Annotated in this window: 16 protein-coding genes; 9 read left to right on the top strand and 7 right to left on the bottom strand. The window is 62.2% G+C overall.

Annotation, left to right across the window (positions count from 1 at the left end):
* The first annotated feature begins 302 nt into the window (after positions 1-302).
* Positions 303-653 (top strand): DUF5330 domain-containing protein, encoded by a 351-nt coding sequence (locus tag FJ951_RS25855; protein ID WP_140517959.1) that lies wholly within the window; start codon positions 303-305, stop codon positions 651-653.
* Positions 654-751: 98 nt separating this feature from the next.
* Positions 752-1,180 carry a SufE family protein gene (locus FJ951_RS25850; RefSeq protein ID WP_140495047.1) on the top strand — a complete coding sequence of 143 codons (429 nt, stop codon included), beginning with the start codon at positions 752-754 and terminating at the stop codon, positions 1,178-1,180.
* Positions 1,181-1,367: 187 nt separating this feature from the next.
* Here FJ951_RS25850 and FJ951_RS25845 read toward each other — a convergent pair whose 3' ends face one another.
* The gene (locus FJ951_RS25845) at positions 1,368-1,793 is read right to left on the bottom strand and encodes a MucR family transcriptional regulator (RefSeq protein WP_095089970.1); all 426 of its coding nucleotides are present in this window, start codon (positions 1,791-1,793) and stop codon (positions 1,368-1,370) included.
* A 429-nt stretch (positions 1,794-2,222) separates the two neighbouring features.
* Positions 2,223-2,591, bottom strand: a complete 369-nt coding sequence (locus FJ951_RS25840; protein ID WP_140517998.1) for an SH3 domain-containing protein — start codon at positions 2,589-2,591, stop codon at positions 2,223-2,225.
* Between the two features lie 116 nt (positions 2,592-2,707).
* Here FJ951_RS25840 and FJ951_RS25835 point away from each other — a divergent pair, with 116 nt between their 5' ends.
* The 3 genes from FJ951_RS25835 (at position 2,708) to FJ951_RS25825 (ending at position 6,066) form a co-directional block, all read left to right on the top strand.
* Positions 2,708-4,822 carry a S9 family peptidase gene (locus FJ951_RS25835; RefSeq protein WP_140517958.1) on the top strand — a complete coding sequence of 705 codons (2,115 nt, stop codon included), beginning with the start codon at positions 2,708-2,710 and terminating at the stop codon, positions 4,820-4,822.
* Between the two features lie 67 nt (positions 4,823-4,889).
* Positions 4,890-5,516 carry a LysE family translocator gene (locus tag FJ951_RS25830; RefSeq protein ID WP_140517957.1) on the top strand — a complete coding sequence of 209 codons (627 nt, stop codon included), beginning with the start codon at positions 4,890-4,892 and terminating at the stop codon, positions 5,514-5,516.
* 160 nt (positions 5,517-5,676) lie between these two features.
* Entirely contained in the window at positions 5,677-6,066 is a 390-nt protein-coding gene (locus FJ951_RS25825) for an SET domain-containing protein-lysine N-methyltransferase (protein ID WP_140494748.1), read from the top strand.
* On the opposite strand, the gene FJ951_RS25820 is transcribed toward FJ951_RS25825, so the two are convergent.
* The 4 genes from FJ951_RS25820 to FJ951_RS25805 form a co-directional block, all read right to left on the bottom strand.
* On the bottom strand, positions 6,067-7,017 hold the full coding sequence (locus FJ951_RS25820) for a cytochrome c (protein WP_140517956.1): 951 nt from the start codon (positions 7,015-7,017) through the stop codon (positions 6,067-6,069).
* Between the two features lie 9 nt (positions 7,018-7,026).
* A complete protein-coding gene (locus FJ951_RS25815; RefSeq protein ID WP_140494752.1) occupies positions 7,027-7,464 on the bottom strand; it encodes a cytochrome c in 438 nt (145 codons plus the stop codon).
* A 161-nt stretch (positions 7,465-7,625) separates the two neighbouring features.
* Entirely contained in the window at positions 7,626-8,228 is a 603-nt protein-coding gene (locus FJ951_RS25810) for a superoxide dismutase (RefSeq protein WP_140494754.1), read from the bottom strand.
* A 173-nt stretch (positions 8,229-8,401) separates the two neighbouring features.
* Positions 8,402-9,280 carry a branched-chain amino acid aminotransferase gene (locus tag FJ951_RS25805; RefSeq protein WP_140517955.1) on the bottom strand — a complete coding sequence of 293 codons (879 nt, stop codon included), beginning with the start codon at positions 9,278-9,280 and terminating at the stop codon, positions 8,402-8,404.
* 154 nt (positions 9,281-9,434) lie between these two features.
* On the opposite strand from FJ951_RS25805, the gene FJ951_RS25800 reads away from it, so the two are divergent.
* Both FJ951_RS25800 and FJ951_RS25795 read left to right on the top strand, forming a co-directional pair.
* Positions 9,435-10,097 (top strand): haloacid dehalogenase type II, encoded by a 663-nt coding sequence (locus FJ951_RS25800; RefSeq protein WP_140517954.1) that lies wholly within the window; start codon positions 9,435-9,437, stop codon positions 10,095-10,097.
* 202 nt (positions 10,098-10,299) lie between these two features.
* On the top strand, positions 10,300-11,124 hold the full coding sequence (locus FJ951_RS25795; RefSeq protein ID WP_140517953.1) for a L,D-transpeptidase: 825 nt from the start codon (positions 10,300-10,302) through the stop codon (positions 11,122-11,124).
* 84 nt (positions 11,125-11,208) lie between these two features.
* On the opposite strand, the gene FJ951_RS25790 is transcribed toward FJ951_RS25795, so the two are convergent.
* Positions 11,209-12,747 carry a helicase HerA-like C-terminal domain-containing protein gene (locus tag FJ951_RS25790; protein WP_140517952.1) on the bottom strand — a complete coding sequence of 513 codons (1,539 nt, stop codon included), beginning with the start codon at positions 12,745-12,747 and terminating at the stop codon, positions 11,209-11,211.
* A gap of 282 nt (positions 12,748-13,029) precedes the next feature.
* On the opposite strand from FJ951_RS25790, the gene FJ951_RS25785 reads away from it, so the two are divergent.
* A complete protein-coding gene (locus FJ951_RS25785) occupies positions 13,030-14,472 on the top strand; it encodes a methylmalonyl-CoA mutase subunit beta (RefSeq protein WP_140517951.1) in 1,443 nt (480 codons plus the stop codon).
* Positions 14,469-16,589, top strand: a complete 2,121-nt coding sequence (scpA, locus tag FJ951_RS25780) for a methylmalonyl-CoA mutase (RefSeq protein ID WP_140517950.1) — start codon at positions 14,469-14,471, stop codon at positions 16,587-16,589. Before FJ951_RS25785 ends, scpA begins: the two co-directional genes overlap by 4 nt.
* The last annotated feature ends 72 nt before the right edge of the window (positions 16,590-16,661 follow it).

Here is a 16,661-nt window from a genome sequence, read left to right as displayed (position 1 = left end):
CATAGTAAACGGAGGGTTATCCGCAGGGGCCGCCCGCAGCGTGGCCAGCCGCAGCGCACCGACCGCCTGATTTTGTGGAAAACGCAATAGAAACAAAGGAATATATGGCTGATGGATGATAAGAAAAATGGTTCCAATCTGAGACAAATCGACAGCAAAACGCTTCGTTTCGAATTTGCCTCAAATTTGAAGAAAATTCTCGGCTAACCCGCAAGCCGTCCTTTGCGCCTGTGTGCCAATATCCCGCCCACAAAAGAGGTCATGCTCATGGCTGCATGATCCGGTCACGACAAGAGGCGAGCATGTTCTTCCTGATGAGAATGGCTTTCTGGTTTTCGCTGGTGCTGCTGGCACTGCCGCTGGGCGTCGGTCCCGGCGAGCCGGGCCAGGAAAGCGTAGGACCGATCCAGGCCCTGTTCGCAGCCCGCGACGCGGTCGGCGACATCGCCGGTATTTGCGAACGCAAGCCCGATGTCTGTGAGACCGGCAAGTCGGCAATGCACACCATCACCGCAAGGGCCAAGGAGACCGCCAAGATCGCGGCCGCCATGCTGGACGACAAGTCCGCCGGCCCCGACATCTCCACAATGACCGGCAGCGTTCCCGAAGAAGTCGTCTTGCCCGAGACGGTCAACCTGCCGGTAAAGAATTAAGCCGTTTCGACGGCGCACCGCGGGCAGTCTGCCTCTCGACGCCCGCGGTGTCCTTGTTTTTCCGTGACGCGGCGACGGTGGATGACTATATCCCTGTCATGACGACCACGATCCAGACGATCCGCGACGACTTCTCATTCCTTGACGAATGGGAGGACCGCTATCGTTATGTCATCGAACTCGGCGAGGCGCTGCCGCCATTCCCGGATGAGGAACGCACCGCCGCCAACAAGGTGCCGGGCTGCGTCAGCCAGGTCTGGCTGACCACCGAACGGGGACCGGGCGGCGATCCGGTCATCACCTTCAGGGGCGATTCGGACGCCCATATCGTACGCGGGCTGGTGGCGATCATGCTGGCGCTGTTCTCCGGCAAGACCGCCAGCGAAATCCAGAAAATCGATGCGGAAGCGACGCTGAAGGCGCTCGGCCTGGACGAGCACCTGTCGCCGCAGCGCGCCAACGGCCTTCGCTCGATGGTCAAGCGCATCAGGCGCGACGCAGAGGCCGCGCTCGAGCAGACGGCCTGATACCGCCTCCGCGATCAGCCGATCGCATCGTACCGCGCACTGTTACCAGCTCTGTCCCGGCCCGGCCGGCAAAGTAAAACGGCGCCCGAAGGCGCCGATATCGATCCGGTTGAACTGTCCGTCCGGCTCTATCTATCGTTTGAGCCGCATTCTGCGATACCAAGTGTACTCCCCTGGCAGCAAATGCTTAGCGGGCCTTGCGCTTGCGGCCGAGGCCCATCTTCTTGGCGAGCTGGGAGCGGGCGGCCGCGTAGTTCGGAGCAACCATCGGGTAGCTCGGGTCGAGGTTCCACTTTTCGCGATACTGATCCGGCGTCAGATCATAGTGGGTCATCAGGTGACGCTTGAGCGACTTGAACTTTTTGCCGTCTTCAAGGCAAACGATGTAGTCGTCATGAACCGAGCGCTTCGGGTTCACTGCCGGCTTCTGCTTGTCGGCGGGCGGCTGTTCGGCGGTTCCGCCCACACGCCCGAGAGCAGCATGGACATCGGAGATGAGGTTCGGCAGTTCGCCGACCGGCACGGGATTGTTGCTGACATAGGCGGCCACCACGTCGGCGGTCAGCTCGATCAGCGCGTCGCTGTTTCTGGAAGGTGTTTCGACAATATCCATGGTCTTCAGGCCCCAACGAGAGTTAGTTTAGTGCGCCCTTTTTTACAGGCAAGGCATTGCACGAATTTTGTGCAGACAGAGCTTCTGCGATTCGTGTCGCGGGGGCATCAATGAACCTACCTAGCAAGTAAGTCAATTCGATCCTTGCACTATATTGAACGATGTTGATCAAATATTTTCGGATCAGCTTCAATCTTTCGTGCACGATGTAATTTTTCGATATTTCGCAGGCGAAACCAGCGACCGGTGACGCAGCGTTAGCTAACCGTTACATTCGCGCTAACTCACAAAGCATCTCCGAGTGCTTCGCTTTGCTTGGCGATCGCGCCGGCAATCTTGGTTGCTCACCCCCTTTCACAAAACCATAGGTTGCCCCACCTCGGCCATTGCCGGCCCTCACGCGTCGTGCAGCCGACCAGCTCGGATCACTCAATACGGGGCGATGTATTTGCCATAGGCCCACCCGGTGACAAAACCGCCGTTCTTCGCCGGATCATGCCAGACTTCGCACCAGCGATAGCGAACCGCCTGCTGCTGCTTCCATGCCGGCTGATTGGCGATGTCGAGCAGGTTCGTCCCGCCAGTGCATCGTCCGGTCATCTGCAAAACGGTGCCGTTCGGATATGCGGCCTGTTTCTTGGACGTGCCCGAGGGATATTTGCGCACGTTGAGCGTGTCGCCGAACGGCACGTTGGCCACTTGCCAAGCGGCGAATACGGTCGCATGAGATTGGCCGGCGATGGCCATAGTTGCGGAAACGACGGCGAGAGCCGCGACGGTGCGAGCATAGATATACATTATTTCTCCTCCCGGCCCGCTTTCTGGAGCCCGGCGCAGCAATAAGACCCGGCTCTTGAACCCGCGCTGATCGGCGTGTTCATTGGCCATTCAGGACATTTCCAAAGCGAGACGCAATGACCAAAACTTCTGCATTCCCGGATGTCACCCCGCCAACGCCCGAGAAGCGGCCGGTTTTCGACACGCATCACGGTATCACGCGAACGGACGACTATTCCTGGCTGCGGGCCGACAATTGGCAGGAGATGTTCAGGGACCCCGCATTGCTCGATGCGGGCATCCGCGCCCATCTCGAAGCCGAGAACGCCTACCAGTCGAAACTGATGGCCGACACGGCCGATTTGCGGAAGCGGCTGTTCAAGGAGATGAAGGGTCGCATCAAGGAGGACGATTCTTCCGTGCCGATGAAGGACGGACCCTACGCGTATGGCTCCTCCTTCAAACTCGGCGGCGAGCAGCCGCGCTATTTCCGCATGCCGCGGGACGGCGGGGCGCAGCATATCCTGCTCGACGGCGATGCCGAGGCCGAAGGCAAGGCCTATTTCCGGCTTGGCGGCGTCGATCATTCGGCCGACCATGGCAAGCTTTTATGGGCGTTCGACGACAAGGGCTCCGAATTCTATACGCTTCGGGTGCGCGACCTCTCCGACGGCAAGGAACTCGCGGACACGGTTCCAGACACCGGCGGTTCGGGGGTGTGGAACGCCGCCAATGACGGGTTTTTCTACACCCGGCTCGACCCCAACCACCGTCCCTCCAAGGTGCTGTTCCATGCGCTTGGGCAGGATCCGGCAAGCGACCGGCTGATCTATGAGGAAAATGATCCCGGCTTCTTCATGAATGTCGGCGGCACGCGCTCCAATGAATGGATCATGGTTGCCATCAACGACCACGAGACATCGGAATACCGGCTGCTGAGCGCGGGCGAGCCGTTTGGCGAGCCGAAGCTGGTGGCGGCGCGCGAGACCGGTCTTCAATACGAGGTGGAGGAAGGCGGCGACATTTTCTTCATCCTGACCAACGCCGATGGGGCCAAGGACTTCAAGATCATGACGGCGCCGGCGAGCGATCCGATCCGCGCCAACTGGCAGGAACTGGTTCCGCACGAGGCCGGCCGGCTGATCCTGTCGGTGATCGGCTTCAAGAACCATATGGTCAGGCTGGAGCGCAAGGAGGGCCTGCCGCGCATCGTCGTGCGCGACCGTGCAACCGGCGAGGAACACCTGATCTCCTTCGACGAGGAGGCGTTTTCGCTCGGCCTGTCGGGATCCCTGGAATACGACACCGAGATCATGCGCTTCACCTATTCATCGATGACGACGCCGGCGCAGGTCTTCGACTACAACATGCGCACCCGCGAGCGCGTGTTGCTCAAGACCCAGGAGGTGCCGTCCGGCCACGACCCGGAGCGCTATGTCACGCGTCGGCTGATGGCGCCCGCGGCTGATGGCGAATTGGTGCCGGTCTCGCTCTTGTACCGCCGCGATACCCCGCTGGACGGCTCCGCGCCTTGCCTGCTTTACGGCTACGGTTCCTATGGCATCACGGTGCCGGCGGCCTTCAACACCAACTGGTTCTCGCTGGTCGACCGCGGCTTTGTCTTTGCAATCGCCCACGTCCGCGGCGGCAAGGACAAGGGCTATGGCTGGTACGATGACGGCAAGCGGGCGCACAAGATGAACACTTTCACCGATTTCATCGCCTGTGCACGCCATCTGGTCGCCGAACGCTACACTGTGCATGACCGCATCGTCGCGCAAGGTGGATCCGCCGGCGGCATGCTGATGGGCGCGGTCGCCAACATGGCGCCGGACTGTTTCGGCGGCATCGTTGCCGAGGTGCCTTTCGTCGACGTGCTCACCACCATGCTCGACGCCAGCCTGCCGCTGACCCCGCCGGAGTGGCCTGAATGGGGCAATCCGATCGCGTCGGCGGACGACTACCGGACGATCGCCGCCTACTCGCCCTATGACAATGTCGCCGCGCTCTGCTATCCACCGATCCTGGCGCTAGCCGGTCTCACCGACCCGCGCGTCACCTATTGGGAACCGGCCAAATGGGTGGCGCGGCTGCGCGAGCGCAAGACGGGCGACAATCCGGTCCTGTTCAAGATCAACATGGAATCGGGCCATGCCGGCGCGTCCGGCCGGTTTTCCCGGCTGGAGGAGATCGCCTACACATATTCATTCGCCTTGAAAGTGACAGGCAAGGCAACAGGGCCGCAGGGCTGAAGCGGTCATTGCCCTTCGGCCCCTGGCGTGACTTGATCGGCGACGAACGCCGAGGAGGATGCGAGCAATGATCGACCTGGCCACATTGACCACCTATGTCGCCGTGGTGCTCGGTTTTGTGTTTATTCCCGGCCCCGCCACGCTGCTGACGGTCGCGCGGGCAACGAGTTCGGGAACCAAAGCCGGCATCGCAACCGGCGCAGGGATCGCGGCCGGCGACGTGTTTCACACCTTCACGGCCATGGTCGGCATCTCGGCGATCGTCGCCGCATCGGCGGTGTTGTTCAGCGCCGTGAAGTATCTCGGTGCGGCATATCTCGTTTATCTCGGCATTCGCGCGATCATGGAAAAGACGCCGGCCGATCTCGCCGCCGGCAGGTTCCCAATCTCAGCGGGCAAAGCGTTTCGGCAAGCCATACTGACTGAGATGCTCAACCCCAAGACGGCGCTTTTCTTCCTCGCGTTCCTGCCACAGTTCGTCCGGCCCGAAAACGGATCGGTAATGCTCCAGCTGGCGGTATTGGGGATCATCTTTGTTCTGCTGGGCCTCTTCAGCACAGTGGTTTTCGCGGTGAGCGCAGGCGGGCTTGGCACTTTCCTGCGTCGAAATCCCACGGTGTTAAAATGGCAGGGCAAGATTGTCGGCGGCATCTATTGCGGCCTGGGCGTGCGGCTGGCGCTTCAGCAGCGCTGACGCGAAACGGTGACCGGCGCGGCCTTCTCGGCGAGCCGGGCAATCATTGGTTTTTGAATTCCGTGTTGCTGGTTTTCGCTCGCAATTGCGATGCCCGCGCGCTACCCAAGGCGCGTTTTGTCCCGGGCCATGACAGCCCACAATCGCACAAGGGCCTGCCATGCTGCTCGTCGACGTCTATCTCGACAAATCCCCCATCCAGGGCATTGGTGTCTTTGCCAAGAATCCCATTTCCCGCGGCACGATGATCTGGAAGCTGGATCCGAGATTCGACCGGCTCATCGAGGTCGAGACCTATGAGAGCCAGACAGGACCGGTGAAGAGCTATCTCGATCGCTATGCCTATCCGGACAGGCGAGATCCGAACTACATCGTCTTCGAGGCCGACGATGCACGCTACATGAACCACGCCGACGAGCCGAATTGCGACGTATCCTCGCCGGAGGAAAGCTTTGCGTTGCGCGACATCGCGGCCGGCGAGGAACTGACCTGCAACTACAATCATTTCTTCGCGGCGGGCTTCGACTTCCTGGGCGATCGCCACCCGTAGTCAGCTCGCCGGTTTTTTGCGCGCCGGATAGCCGTTCGGATGCGGCGGAACCGCCTTGAGATAGGCCGCGATCGCCGCGCGGTCCTCGGGCGCCAGTTCGGCCATGTTCCTCTGCACGTCGACCATGGCCCCGCCAACGGAATCGAAATCGGGCGTGAAGCCGGTTTCGAGATAGTTGGCGATATCGGCCTGCGACCAGTCGCCGATGCCGCCCTCCCCGGAGGTGATATTGGGGACGATGCCGCTGCCTTCGGCGGCTGTGGCTCCAGCCAGCCACTCGCTCTTCTTTGTCCCCCTCGCAAGGTCACGCGGTGTGTGACATTCGCCGCAATGACCCGGTCCCTCGACCAGGTAGCGACCGGCAATCACAGGACCAGGCGCGCCTTCGGGCAGGGACACAACAGGCTGCTCGCTGAGATAGAGCCGTTTCCACAAGCCAATGCCGCGACGGATGTTGAACGGGAAACTCAATGAATTGGCCGGCGCTCGGCCGGCAACCGCCGGCAGCGTCTTCAGGAAGGCATTGAGATCGGCAATGTCGGCGGGCTTCATGCGCGCGTAGGACGTATAGGGAAATGCCGGATAGAAATGCTCGCCCGACGGCGAGACACCCTTCAGCATGGCATTGGCGAGATCCTCGGCCGACCACGCGCCGATGCCGTCCTTCGGGTCTTGCGAAATGTTGGGCGGCACAAACGTGCCAAACGGGGTCTTGAGTTCAAGGCCGCCGACAAGTTCGAGCCGCTCATCGCCTTTCGAACCGGGTTTTGCATGGCAGGAGGTGCAGCCGCCGGCATCAAAAATGCGCTTGCCTCTGGCCGCGTCACCAGGCGCGAGCTTGGCCATAGTTTCCGCATCGAGCTTCACCGGCGCCGAAAGCGTCCACGCGGCAACCGCGCCGACGCCGCCGAGCACGAGTGCGGCGCCGACAAACTTCCTCAGCCATGCCATGGCCGGCGATCAGCCTTTCTTGACCCTGTAGCCCTTGTGGCAGGTGCCGCAGTCGGAGCCGATGACGCCGATTTGCGTCTTCAGGGACTCCACGTCGGCTGGGGCCGCGGCGACCGCGGCCTTGACGTCGGCAAGATACTTGTCTTCCGTCGCCTTGAAGCCGGCCATGTCTTGCCAGATCTTCGGCGCCGCCGTGGTGTCGCCCGTGTCGCTGCCCGCTGGGAACAGGACGTCGGCGTCGAATTTTTCCGCGTTCGCCTGGAGCGCCTGCAGCGCAGTCAGTACGGCGGCGGCATCAAAGGGCTCCTCACCCTTGACCACTTTCGACAGGCCGCCGACGATCTTCCCGCGCTCCTTCATCAGGGCCTGGCGGTCGAGGATCGGGTCGGCAAAGGCCGCCGAACCGGCGAACGCGAGCATAGAGATGGCGACGACAAGCTTTCTCATTCAATTGGCTCCATGATGAAGGCATTTCGGGACAGGACGTTAACGGACGTGAAGGGAGGAATATTCCCTTCCCCCAACGATTTTGCCAGACCTTTACTGCTGTGGGATCTCGGCACACAAAAAGAAAAGCCCCGGGAGTGCCGGGGCTTTCTGAATCTCGATCAGGCTTTCGCTTTTTCGTAGAGTTCGAGAACATGATCCCAGTTGATCAGGCTGTCGACGAAGGCCTCGAGATATTTCGGCCGGGCGTTGCGATAGTCGATGTAATAGGAGTGCTCCCAGACATCGACGCCGAGAATCGGCGCCGCGCCATGGACGAGGGGATTCTCGCCGTTCGGCGTCTTCGAGATCGCCAGCTTGCCATCCTTGACCGAAACCCAGGCCCAGCCGGAACCGAACTGGGTCGTGCCGGCGGCGATGAAGTCGGCCTTGAATTTGTCGTAGCCGCCCAGATCGCTGTCGAAAGCCGTCTGCAACGCGCCCGGCAGCTTGTTGCCGCCGCCGCCCTTTTTCATCCACTTCCAGAAATGGATGTGATTGTAGTGCTGGGCGGCATTGTTGAAGAGGCCGGCATTCTTGCCGAACGACTGCTTGACCACCTCTTCTACCGACAGATCGCCAAGGCCGGCTTCGGCGGCAAGCTTGTTGCCGTTGTCGACATAGGCCTTGTGGTGCTTGTCGTGGTGATATTCCAGCGTCTCTTTCGACATGTAGGGCTGCAAGGCCTCATAGTCGTAAGGCAGAGCGGGCAATTCAAAAGCCATGGAAGGTACTCCCTCAAGGAAAATCCGGTGTCGATACCGGACTAAGATAGGTCTGGATTGGGTTCGGACAACTCCGAAAAGTGAAGCGCCGAGTGCTCTTTCTAAGCGGGTTCCGGAGAACTGTCACACAGTTTCCGGAAACCGGGCGCATTGCGACGAAAAGTCTGGACGGATCAGCCCGCCGACGTCGAATGCGCCCAATCCCAATAGAGCTCCCGCGCCTTCTTGGCCACCGGCCCGGGCTGCAGGCTGCGGTCCTCGATGCGCGTGATCGGAATGACCTTGGAATGGTTGCCGGTCGAAAAAATCTCATCCGCCTCGAGGAATTCACGCACCGACAGCGCCTTTTCGGTGGTCTTGAACCCGTACTCGCCAAGCAACGTCATCGTGCGCGAGCGGGTGATGCCGGACAGGAAGGTGCCGTTCGGCGCCGGCGTCAGGACGTGGCCGTCCTTGACCAGGAAGATGTTCGAGGTTCCGGTCTCGGCGACGTTGCCCAGCATGTCGAGCACCAGGGCGTTGTCGAAGCCGCGCATCTTGGCTTCGAGGATGGCACGGCCATTGTTGGGATAGAGGCAGCCGGCCTTGGCGTTGGTCGGCATGGTTTCGATAGTCGGGCGCCGGAACGGCGAAACCGTCACGGAAAAGCCGGTCGGCGAGATCATCGGCGATTCGTAGAGGCACAGGCAGAAACGGGTCGAGGCGGGATCGGCCGGCACGCCCATATAGCCGCCGTGCTCGGCCCAATACATCGGCCTGATATAGACAGCCGTCTTGCCATCGAATTTCTTCAATCCGTCCCAGGTCAGTCCGACGATCTTCTCGGCCGTCATCGAAGGCTTGAGACCGAGCGCGATCGCCGAGGCATTCACGCGCGCGGCATGAAGCTCAAGATCGGGAGCGACGCCCTCGAACCAGCGGGCGCCGTCGAACACGCTGGTGCCGAGCCACATTGCGTGGCTGCGCGGGCCCAAAACGGCGACATTGCCCTCGTACCAGTCGCCGTCGACGAAAGTCCATGTCGCGGAAAGTGCGGCAGCCGCCAGTGTCATTGCTTTGTCCCGTTCCGATCAATCTCGTGTTGCAGCATTGGATGACGCTTTGGCCGGCGTCGTCAACCAGCATCGGGGAGTTTTGTTGAGGCCACGGACGGCGCGCTGCAATCAAGACTTGCACCTTGCCCCGCCTCGCCTCAAAACTGTTGCCATGCAATACGCCGCTTATGTTTTCGACGCCTACGGCACGCTGTTCGATGTTCATGCCGCCGTGCGCCGCCACGCCGACGCCATCGGACCGGACGGCCAGTTGCTGTCCGAGATCTGGCGCGCCAAGCAACTCGAATATTCCTGGGTGCGTACGTTGATGGGCGCCTATGCCGATTTTTGGCAACTCACCGAGCAGGCACTTGATTTCGCGTTGCACAAGGTGCCCTCTGCCGATCCCGGCCTCAAGGCGGTATTGCTGGATGCCTATTGGCGGCTGGACTGCTATGCGGAAGTGCCCGCCGTGCTGAAGGCGCTGAAGGCGTCCGGCGCCAAGCTGGCAATCCTGTCCAACGGTTCACCGGAAATGCTGGAGGCAGCCGTTAAATCCGCGGCGCTCGATCAGGTGCTGGACGATATCTATTCCGTCGATGCGGTACGGCGCTTCAAGACCGATCCGTCGGTCTACGACATGGTCACGACAGGCTGGCGCCTCTATCCGGGTGCGGTCTCCTTCCAGTCGTCCAACCGCTGGGACATTGCCGGCGCGACCAAGTTCGGCTTCCGCACCGTGTGGATCAACCGCTCCAACCAGCCGGAGGAGTATCGGGATTTTCCACCGGCCCTGATCCTGCCGTCGCTCGATGCCCTTGTCACAGGTGGCTAACGCATGCGGCCCAAAAGTAATCCTGGTTTTCGCTCCTGTGACCGTAGCGCCACAGTGGCGACGCGGTCACAGCTTCGCCTTTGTTTGTCCACCTTGAGGCCAGATTCGGAACCGCCTATCGCGCCCAAGTGTTGATCAGGCACCCTCGCAACGGTCGGCATATTCATGCTTTGTTGCGATTTCAGACTTAAAGAAGGCAACCATGTTCCCAGCCGAAATCGAATCCTATCGCCTGAGCCGTCGCGGCTTTCTCAATGCCGCAGCCCTGGGCGCCGCCTCGATCGCGGTTTCCGCATGCGCCACCACCGGGTCCGGGCCAGTCGAGCCACCGCCACCGGCCTATGTCGAGCCGCCGCTCGCCGACTACGTGACGATGTACGCCGCCGTCAGCGATGGCGGTTTCGAAGTGCCGGCCATTCCCGTCGACAGGATCGATCCGCAATTCCTGCGCCAGATCGTGCCCGACCCGACCGGCCAGAAGCCGGGAACCATCGTCGTCGATACGACCGGCCACTTCCTCTATCTGGTTCGTCCGGGCGGCCAGGCGATCCGCTACGGCGTCGGCCTCGGCCGCGCCGGCTTCGAATGGTCGGGCGATGCCGTCGTCCAGTGGAAACAGAAGTGGCCGAAATGGACGCCGCCGGACGAGATGATCGCCCGGCAGCCGGAACTGAGGCAATACAGCGCTGACAATGGCGGTATGCCGGGCGGGCTGAAAAACCCGCTCGGTGCACGTGCGCTCTATCTCTTCCAGGGCAACGTCGACACGCTCTACCGGCTGCACGGCTCGCCGGAATGGCGTTCGATCGGCAAGTCGGTGTCGTCGGGCTGCGTGCGCCTGATGAACCAGGACATTATAGACCTATATGATCGCGTGCCTTCGAAGACCCCGGTCATCGTGACCAGCGACGCCAGCCAGCCCATGGTGGCGACCGCGAATCAGAAAGCCATCCCGATCGATGCCGGCGTGCCGGACGGATCGGTGCTGCTTGGCCCGGTGAAAGCGGTGAGCGACGCGATTTTCTGATCGAGCGAGGGTGAATGCGGCGACTCGCCGCCTTCACCCTCCACATCAACCTGTCCCCGCGTGACCGTTGCGCGATCGCGCTCCCTATCTGCCCCTCGACAGACTTCCGAGTATCCCGCGCACGATGGCGCGGCCGACCGACGAGCCGACAGAGCGCACCACCGACTTGATCGCGGCTTCCGTCACCGTCTGGCGGTTGGATGGGCGCGGTTGAGGCGAGCGTCTGCCGCCGGACTGCGGCGGCGGAGCATCATTGCCGAAGCCCGGAATGGTCCAGCGTGAACGGCCTGCGTCGGCCTGCTGTGCCTCGGCATCCGCCGCGTCCTTGGCCTTCTTCTGCAGCATCTCGAAAGCCGATTCGCGATCGACACGCTCATCGTACTGACCGATCACCGGGCTTTCCTGGATCAGCTTCCGCCGCTCGGCCGGGGTTATGGGCCCGAGTCGTGACGATGGCGGACGGATCAGCGTGCGTTGGACCATGGACGGGATGCCCTTGGCTTCCAGCATCGAAACCAGCGCTTCGCCGGTGCCCAGTTGCGTGATCACGGTCGCGCAATCGAAATCCGGATTTGGCCGGAACGTCTCGGCCGCGGTCCTTACCGCCTGCTGCTCGCGCGGCGTGTAGGCGCGCAGCGCGTGCTGGACGCGGTTGCCGAGCTGGGCCAGGACCTTCTCAGGAATATCCAAAGGGTTCTGCGTGACGAAATAGACGCCGACGCCCTTCGAGCGGATCAGGCGCACCACCTGCTCGACGCGGTCGATCAGCACCTTCGGCGCGTCGTCGAAAAGCAGATGTGCCTCGTCGAAGAAGAAGACCAGCTTCGGCTTGTCGGGATCGCCCACTTCGGGCAGTTCCTCGAACAGTTCCGACATCAGCCAAAGCAGGAACGTCGCGTAGAGCCGCGGATTCATCATCAGCTTGTCGGCGGCCAGCACGCTGATAGCGCCGCGGCCATCGCGGGTGGTGCGCATGATGTCGGCGATGCGCAATGCCGGCTCGCCGAAGAAATTCGCCGCCCCCTGCTGTTCCAGCACCAGCAGCGTGCGCTGGATGGCGCCGACCGAGGGTTTCGTCACATTGCCGTAGCGGGCGCTGATCTCTTCGGCGCGCCCGGCGATATTGGCGAGCAGCGCCTGCAGGTCCTTGAGGTCGAGCAGCAGCAGGCCTTCCTCATCGGCGATGCGGAAGGCGATGTTCATGATGCCTTCCTGGGCTTCGGACAAATTCATCAACCGCGACAAGAGCAGCGGGCCCATCTCGGAGATGGTGGCGCGGATGGGGTGGCCCTGTTCGCCGAACAGATCCCAGAAGATGACGGGGAATTCCTGGAAGTCATAGGGGTCGAGCTTGACCTGCTCGGCGCGCTTGACCAGGAAATCCTGCGCCGTGCCGATCATGGCTATACCGGAGAGATCGCCCTTGATGTCGGCGCAGAACACCGGCACGCCGGCATTGGAGAATCCCTCGGCCAATATTTGCAAGGTGACCGTCTTGCCGGTGCCGGTGGCACCGGTCACCAAGCCGTGACGGTTGCCATATTGCAAAAGCAGGTTTTCGGGACGCTGATAGCTGTCGTCGGGCTTGCGGCTGGCGCCGATGAAAATGGTGTCGTCAGCCATATGTCCGGTCTCCGCAACTGCTGTGTATAAAACCAGCCCTTCGCCCGAAGGTATAGTGGGGGCCTTGCACAGCGACAATGGCGATCGGCGAAAATGGCCTTTTTTGGAGCTTGCGGATTTTGCCCATGTTTGGCAATCGTTCATGCTTCGTGCTCGAAGGCTGGTGTACGCTCGAGGGATCGAATTCGAGTCTTGGAAGCGCATTGCATTGCGGTATCGCACCGGGACCCGTAGACTGAAGTGCTCCAGGCTGATGCGGCCGCATAGTGACGAGGACAGTGGATGAGCGCCGGAGCCTTGACCAGGGATAACGAAGTTCCGAATGCCGACCGGCAGCGATGGCTGGCCCTGGCTGAAAAGGCGCTCGCCGGCGCATCTTTCGAGGAAAAACTGGTCTCGCACACCGATGACGGCATCCGCGTGGAACCGCTTTATGAGCGCGCGGCGGCGGCCGAGCCGATCGTGCGCGCCAACCCCGGATCGCCGTGGATCGTCAGCCAGCGCATCGACGATCCCGACATTGGTCGCGCCAAAGCCCAGGCGCTGGAGGACGTCGCGCAGGGCGCGACGGGATTGTCGCTCGTCTTCGAAGGTGCCCCGAACGCCTTCGGCTACGGCCTGCCGAGAACGGCGCAGGCGCTGGAGACGGTTCTGGACGGCATCCCGTTAAACCGCGTCCAGATCCGGATCGACGCCCACCCATGGAGCCGCCCCATGGCCGACTGGCTGGTGGCGTTCCTTGGCAAGCGCCGCTCCGATCCGGCAAAGCTCAACCTCTCCTTCGGCATCGATCCGGCGGCGATCCTGGCCGGAACCGGCCGGTTGCGCATGTCGATCGAGGCGTTGCAGGAATCCATGCCGCAATCGCTGGCACATTTCTTTTCAATGGGCGTGCCCGGCGTGCTGCTCGAGGCGGATGGGCGGGTGTTCCACAATGCCGGCGCCACGGAGGCGCAGGAGCTTGGCATCATGCTCGCTTCGGCCGTCTCCTATCTCAGGATGTTCGAGAAAGCGCGGCAACCGCTCGTCTACGCAGCGCCCCATATCGGGTTTGCGCTGAGCGCCGACCAGGATCAGTTCCTGTCAATGGCCAAGGTCAGGGCCTTGCGCAGGCTGTGGGCTCGCGTCCAAGAAGCCTGCTCGATCCCGACTTCGACGGCCAATATTCACGCCGAGACGTCGTTTCGGATGATGACGGCATTGGACCCGGAGACCAACATCCTGCGCACGACGATCGCCTGCTTCGCCGCGGCGGCGGGCGGAGCCGATTCGATCGCTATCCTGCCGCACACCGTCGCGCATGGCCTGCCGGCGCCTTTCGCACGCCGCGTGGCCCGTAACGCGCAGTTGATCATGGCCAATGAAAGCCACATCGATCAGGTCGCCGATCCCGCCTGCGGCTCCGGTGGCGTCGAAGCGCTCACCGCTGGCCTCTGCGAAGCGGCCTGGTCCGAGTTGCAGGCGATCGAGGCCGAGGGCGGCGTGCTGTCCAGCCTTCAGGACGGACGCATACAGGAACGTGTTCGCACCGCCGCCGCCCAGCGTGCTGCCGCCTTCCGATCCCGCGAGCGCGCCATCGTCGGCGCCACGCTCTATCCGCAGAAAACCGAGCGCGCGGTCGAGACGCTGGCCGCGGAGCGGCGATCTGCCTTCACGGAAGGCATCGTCATGTGCGAGCCGCTGTTTCCGGTCCGCATCGATCAAGCGATCGGAGCCGCTTCTTGATTCCGGATTTCAGCCAGGTCGGCTGGGCGCCGCCTCGGCGGGCGCCGGTCGAGATCAAGGGCCAGCGGATGACGCCGGAAGGCCTTGCCGTCAAACATCTGTACAATCAGGGCGATCTCAAGGGGCTGCCGCATCTCGACACCTATCCGGGCATGCCGCCCTTCGTGCGCGGACCCTATCCGACCATGTATGTCCAGCAGCCGTGGACGATCCGGCAATATGCCGGTTTCTCGACGGCGGAAGAGTCAAACGCCTTCTACAGGCGCAATCTTGCCGCCGGCCAGAAAGGTCTGTCGGTCGCCTTCGATCTCGCCACGCACCGCGGCTATGACAGCGATCATCCGCGGGTGGCCGGCGATGTCGGAATGGCGGGCGTGGCCATCGATTCCATCCTCGACATGCGCCAGCTCTTCGACGGCATTCCGCTCGGCGAGATGACGGTGTCGATGACCATGAACGGCGCGGTGCTGCCGATCATGGCGCTCTACATCGTGGCGGCCGAGGAACAAGGGGTTGCGCAGAAGGATCTCGCAGGGACCATTCAGAACGACATTCTGAAGGAGTTCATGGTCCGCAACACCTATATCTATCCGCCGAAGCCCTCGATGCGGATCGTGTCGGACATCTTCTCCTACACATCCAGGCACATGCCGAAATTCAACTCGATCTCGATCTCCGGCTACCATATGCAGGAGGCCGGCGCGACGGCGGACCTGGAGCTCGCCTATACGATTGCCGACGGAATCGAATATGCCCGCGCCGGCGTCGCGGCCGGGCTCGACATCGACCGCTTCGCCCCGCGCCTGTCCTTCTTCTGGGCTGTTGGCATGAACTTCTTCATGGAAGTCGCCAAGCTCAGGGCGGCGCGGCTGCTGTGGTCAAGCCTGATGATGAAGAATTTTTCGCCGAAGGACGAGCGTTCGCTGTCCTTGCGCACCCACTGCCAGACTTCTGGCTGGTCGCTGACGGCGCAGGATCCCTACAACAACATCATCCGCACGATGATCGAGGCGATGGCCGCCACACAGGGCCATACACAATCGCTGCACACCAATTCCTTCGACGAGGCCATGGCGCTGCCGACGGATCATTCGGCCCGTATCGCCCGCAACACGCAGCTGATCCTGCAAAAGGAATCCGGCACCACGCGCATCATCGATCCGTGGGGCGGTTCGGCTTATCTCGAGAGGCTGACGCATGATCTGGCAGCGCGTGCGCTTGCCCATATCGAGGAGGTCGAGGCGCTCGGCGGCATGGCCGCGGCCACCGAGAAGGGCATTCCCAAGCTGCGCATCGAAGAGGCGGCCGCCCGCACCCAGGCGCGCATCGATTCAGGCGAGCAGGTGCTGGTCGGCGTCAACGCGCACCGGCCCGGTGCGGATATCGAAGTCGACGTCTTGAAGATCGACAATGCCGAGGTAAGAGCCCGGCAGCTATCGAAGCTGCAGCGGCTGAAGGGCACGCGCGACGTCGCGGTGCTCGAGAATGCGCTCGCAGCGCTCTCCCGCGCGGCCGAGAGCGGCGAGAACCTGCTCGAATTCGCCATCCACGCCGCGCGCGCCAATGCGACGGTCGGGGAGATTTCGCTGGCGCTGGAAAAGGTCTTTGGCCGCCACATCGCGTCGGTGCAGACGATTTCCGGCGTCTACCGCCAGGCGCTCGGCGACAATCCGGCCGTCGACCGGCTGCAGGAGAAGATCGGCGCGTTCGAAAAGAAGACCGGCGGCAAGCCGCGCATCCTGGTCGCCAAAATGGGACAGGACGGACATGACCGCGGCCAGAAGGTGATCGCCACAGCCTTTGCCGACCTCGGCTTCGACGTCACCGTCGGCGCCATGTTCCAGACGCCGGAGGAGATCGCGAAGCTCGCCCACGAGCAGGATGTGCACATTGTCGGCGCGTCGTCGCTGGCGGCGGGACATCTGACGCTGATCCCGGAACTCAGGGATGCGCTGAAGAGGCTCGGCCACAGCGACATGCTGATCGTTGCCGGCGGCGTGATCCCTCCGCAGGACTATGATGCCGTGCTGCAAGCGGGTGCGGCGGAAATCTTCCCGCCCGGTACCGTGATCCCGCAAGCAGCGGAGCGGCTGATCGACCGGCTGCTGGCGTCCTGAGTTATCGGCAACGAGTGTGTCCGGGCCTTCCTCCCATTCGTAAGTTATAATATCTGTTGCAACGGTGCGGCG

This window comes from Mesorhizobium sp. B2-2-3, assembly GCF_006442405.1.
GTDB lineage: Bacteria > Pseudomonadota > Alphaproteobacteria > Rhizobiales > Rhizobiaceae > Mesorhizobium.
The sequence above is the reverse complement of the archived record's forward strand: the minus strand, read 5'-3'. Positions and strand labels throughout refer to the sequence as shown.

Excerpts from the sequence above, each read along its gene's own strand:
- FJ951_RS25855 (WP_140517959.1), top strand. The coding sequence starts at position 303 with ATGTTCTTCCTGATGAGAATGGCTTTCTGGTTTTCGCTGGTGCTGCTG.
- FJ951_RS25850 (WP_140495047.1), top strand. The coding sequence starts at position 752 with ATGACGACCACGATCCAGACGATCCGCGACGACTTCTCATTCCTTGAC.
- FJ951_RS25845 (WP_095089970.1), bottom strand. The coding sequence starts at position 1,793 with ATGGATATTGTCGAAACACCTTCCAGAAACAGCGACGCGCTGATCGAG.
- FJ951_RS25840 (WP_140517998.1), bottom strand. The coding sequence starts at position 2,591 with ATGTATATCTATGCTCGCACCGTCGCGGCTCTCGCCGTCGTTTCCGCA.
- FJ951_RS25835 (WP_140517958.1), top strand. The coding sequence starts at position 2,708 with ATGACCAAAACTTCTGCATTCCCGGATGTCACCCCGCCAACGCCCGAG.
- FJ951_RS25830 (WP_140517957.1), top strand. The coding sequence starts at position 4,890 with ATGATCGACCTGGCCACATTGACCACCTATGTCGCCGTGGTGCTCGGT.
- FJ951_RS25825 (WP_140494748.1), top strand. The coding sequence starts at position 5,677 with ATGCTGCTCGTCGACGTCTATCTCGACAAATCCCCCATCCAGGGCATT.
- FJ951_RS25820 (WP_140517956.1), bottom strand. The coding sequence starts at position 7,017 with ATGGCATGGCTGAGGAAGTTTGTCGGCGCCGCACTCGTGCTCGGCGGC.
- FJ951_RS25815 (WP_140494752.1), bottom strand. The coding sequence starts at position 7,464 with ATGAGAAAGCTTGTCGTCGCCATCTCTATGCTCGCGTTCGCCGGTTCG.
- FJ951_RS25810 (WP_140494754.1), bottom strand. The coding sequence starts at position 8,228 with ATGGCTTTTGAATTGCCCGCTCTGCCTTACGACTATGAGGCCTTGCAG.
- FJ951_RS25805 (WP_140517955.1), bottom strand. The coding sequence starts at position 9,280 with ATGACACTGGCGGCTGCCGCACTTTCCGCGACATGGACTTTCGTCGAC.
- FJ951_RS25800 (WP_140517954.1), top strand. The coding sequence starts at position 9,435 with ATGCAATACGCCGCTTATGTTTTCGACGCCTACGGCACGCTGTTCGAT.
- FJ951_RS25795 (WP_140517953.1), top strand. The coding sequence starts at position 10,300 with ATGTTCCCAGCCGAAATCGAATCCTATCGCCTGAGCCGTCGCGGCTTT.
- FJ951_RS25790 (WP_140517952.1), bottom strand. The coding sequence starts at position 12,747 with ATGGCTGACGACACCATTTTCATCGGCGCCAGCCGCAAGCCCGACGAC.
- FJ951_RS25785 (WP_140517951.1), top strand. The coding sequence starts at position 13,030 with ATGAGCGCCGGAGCCTTGACCAGGGATAACGAAGTTCCGAATGCCGAC.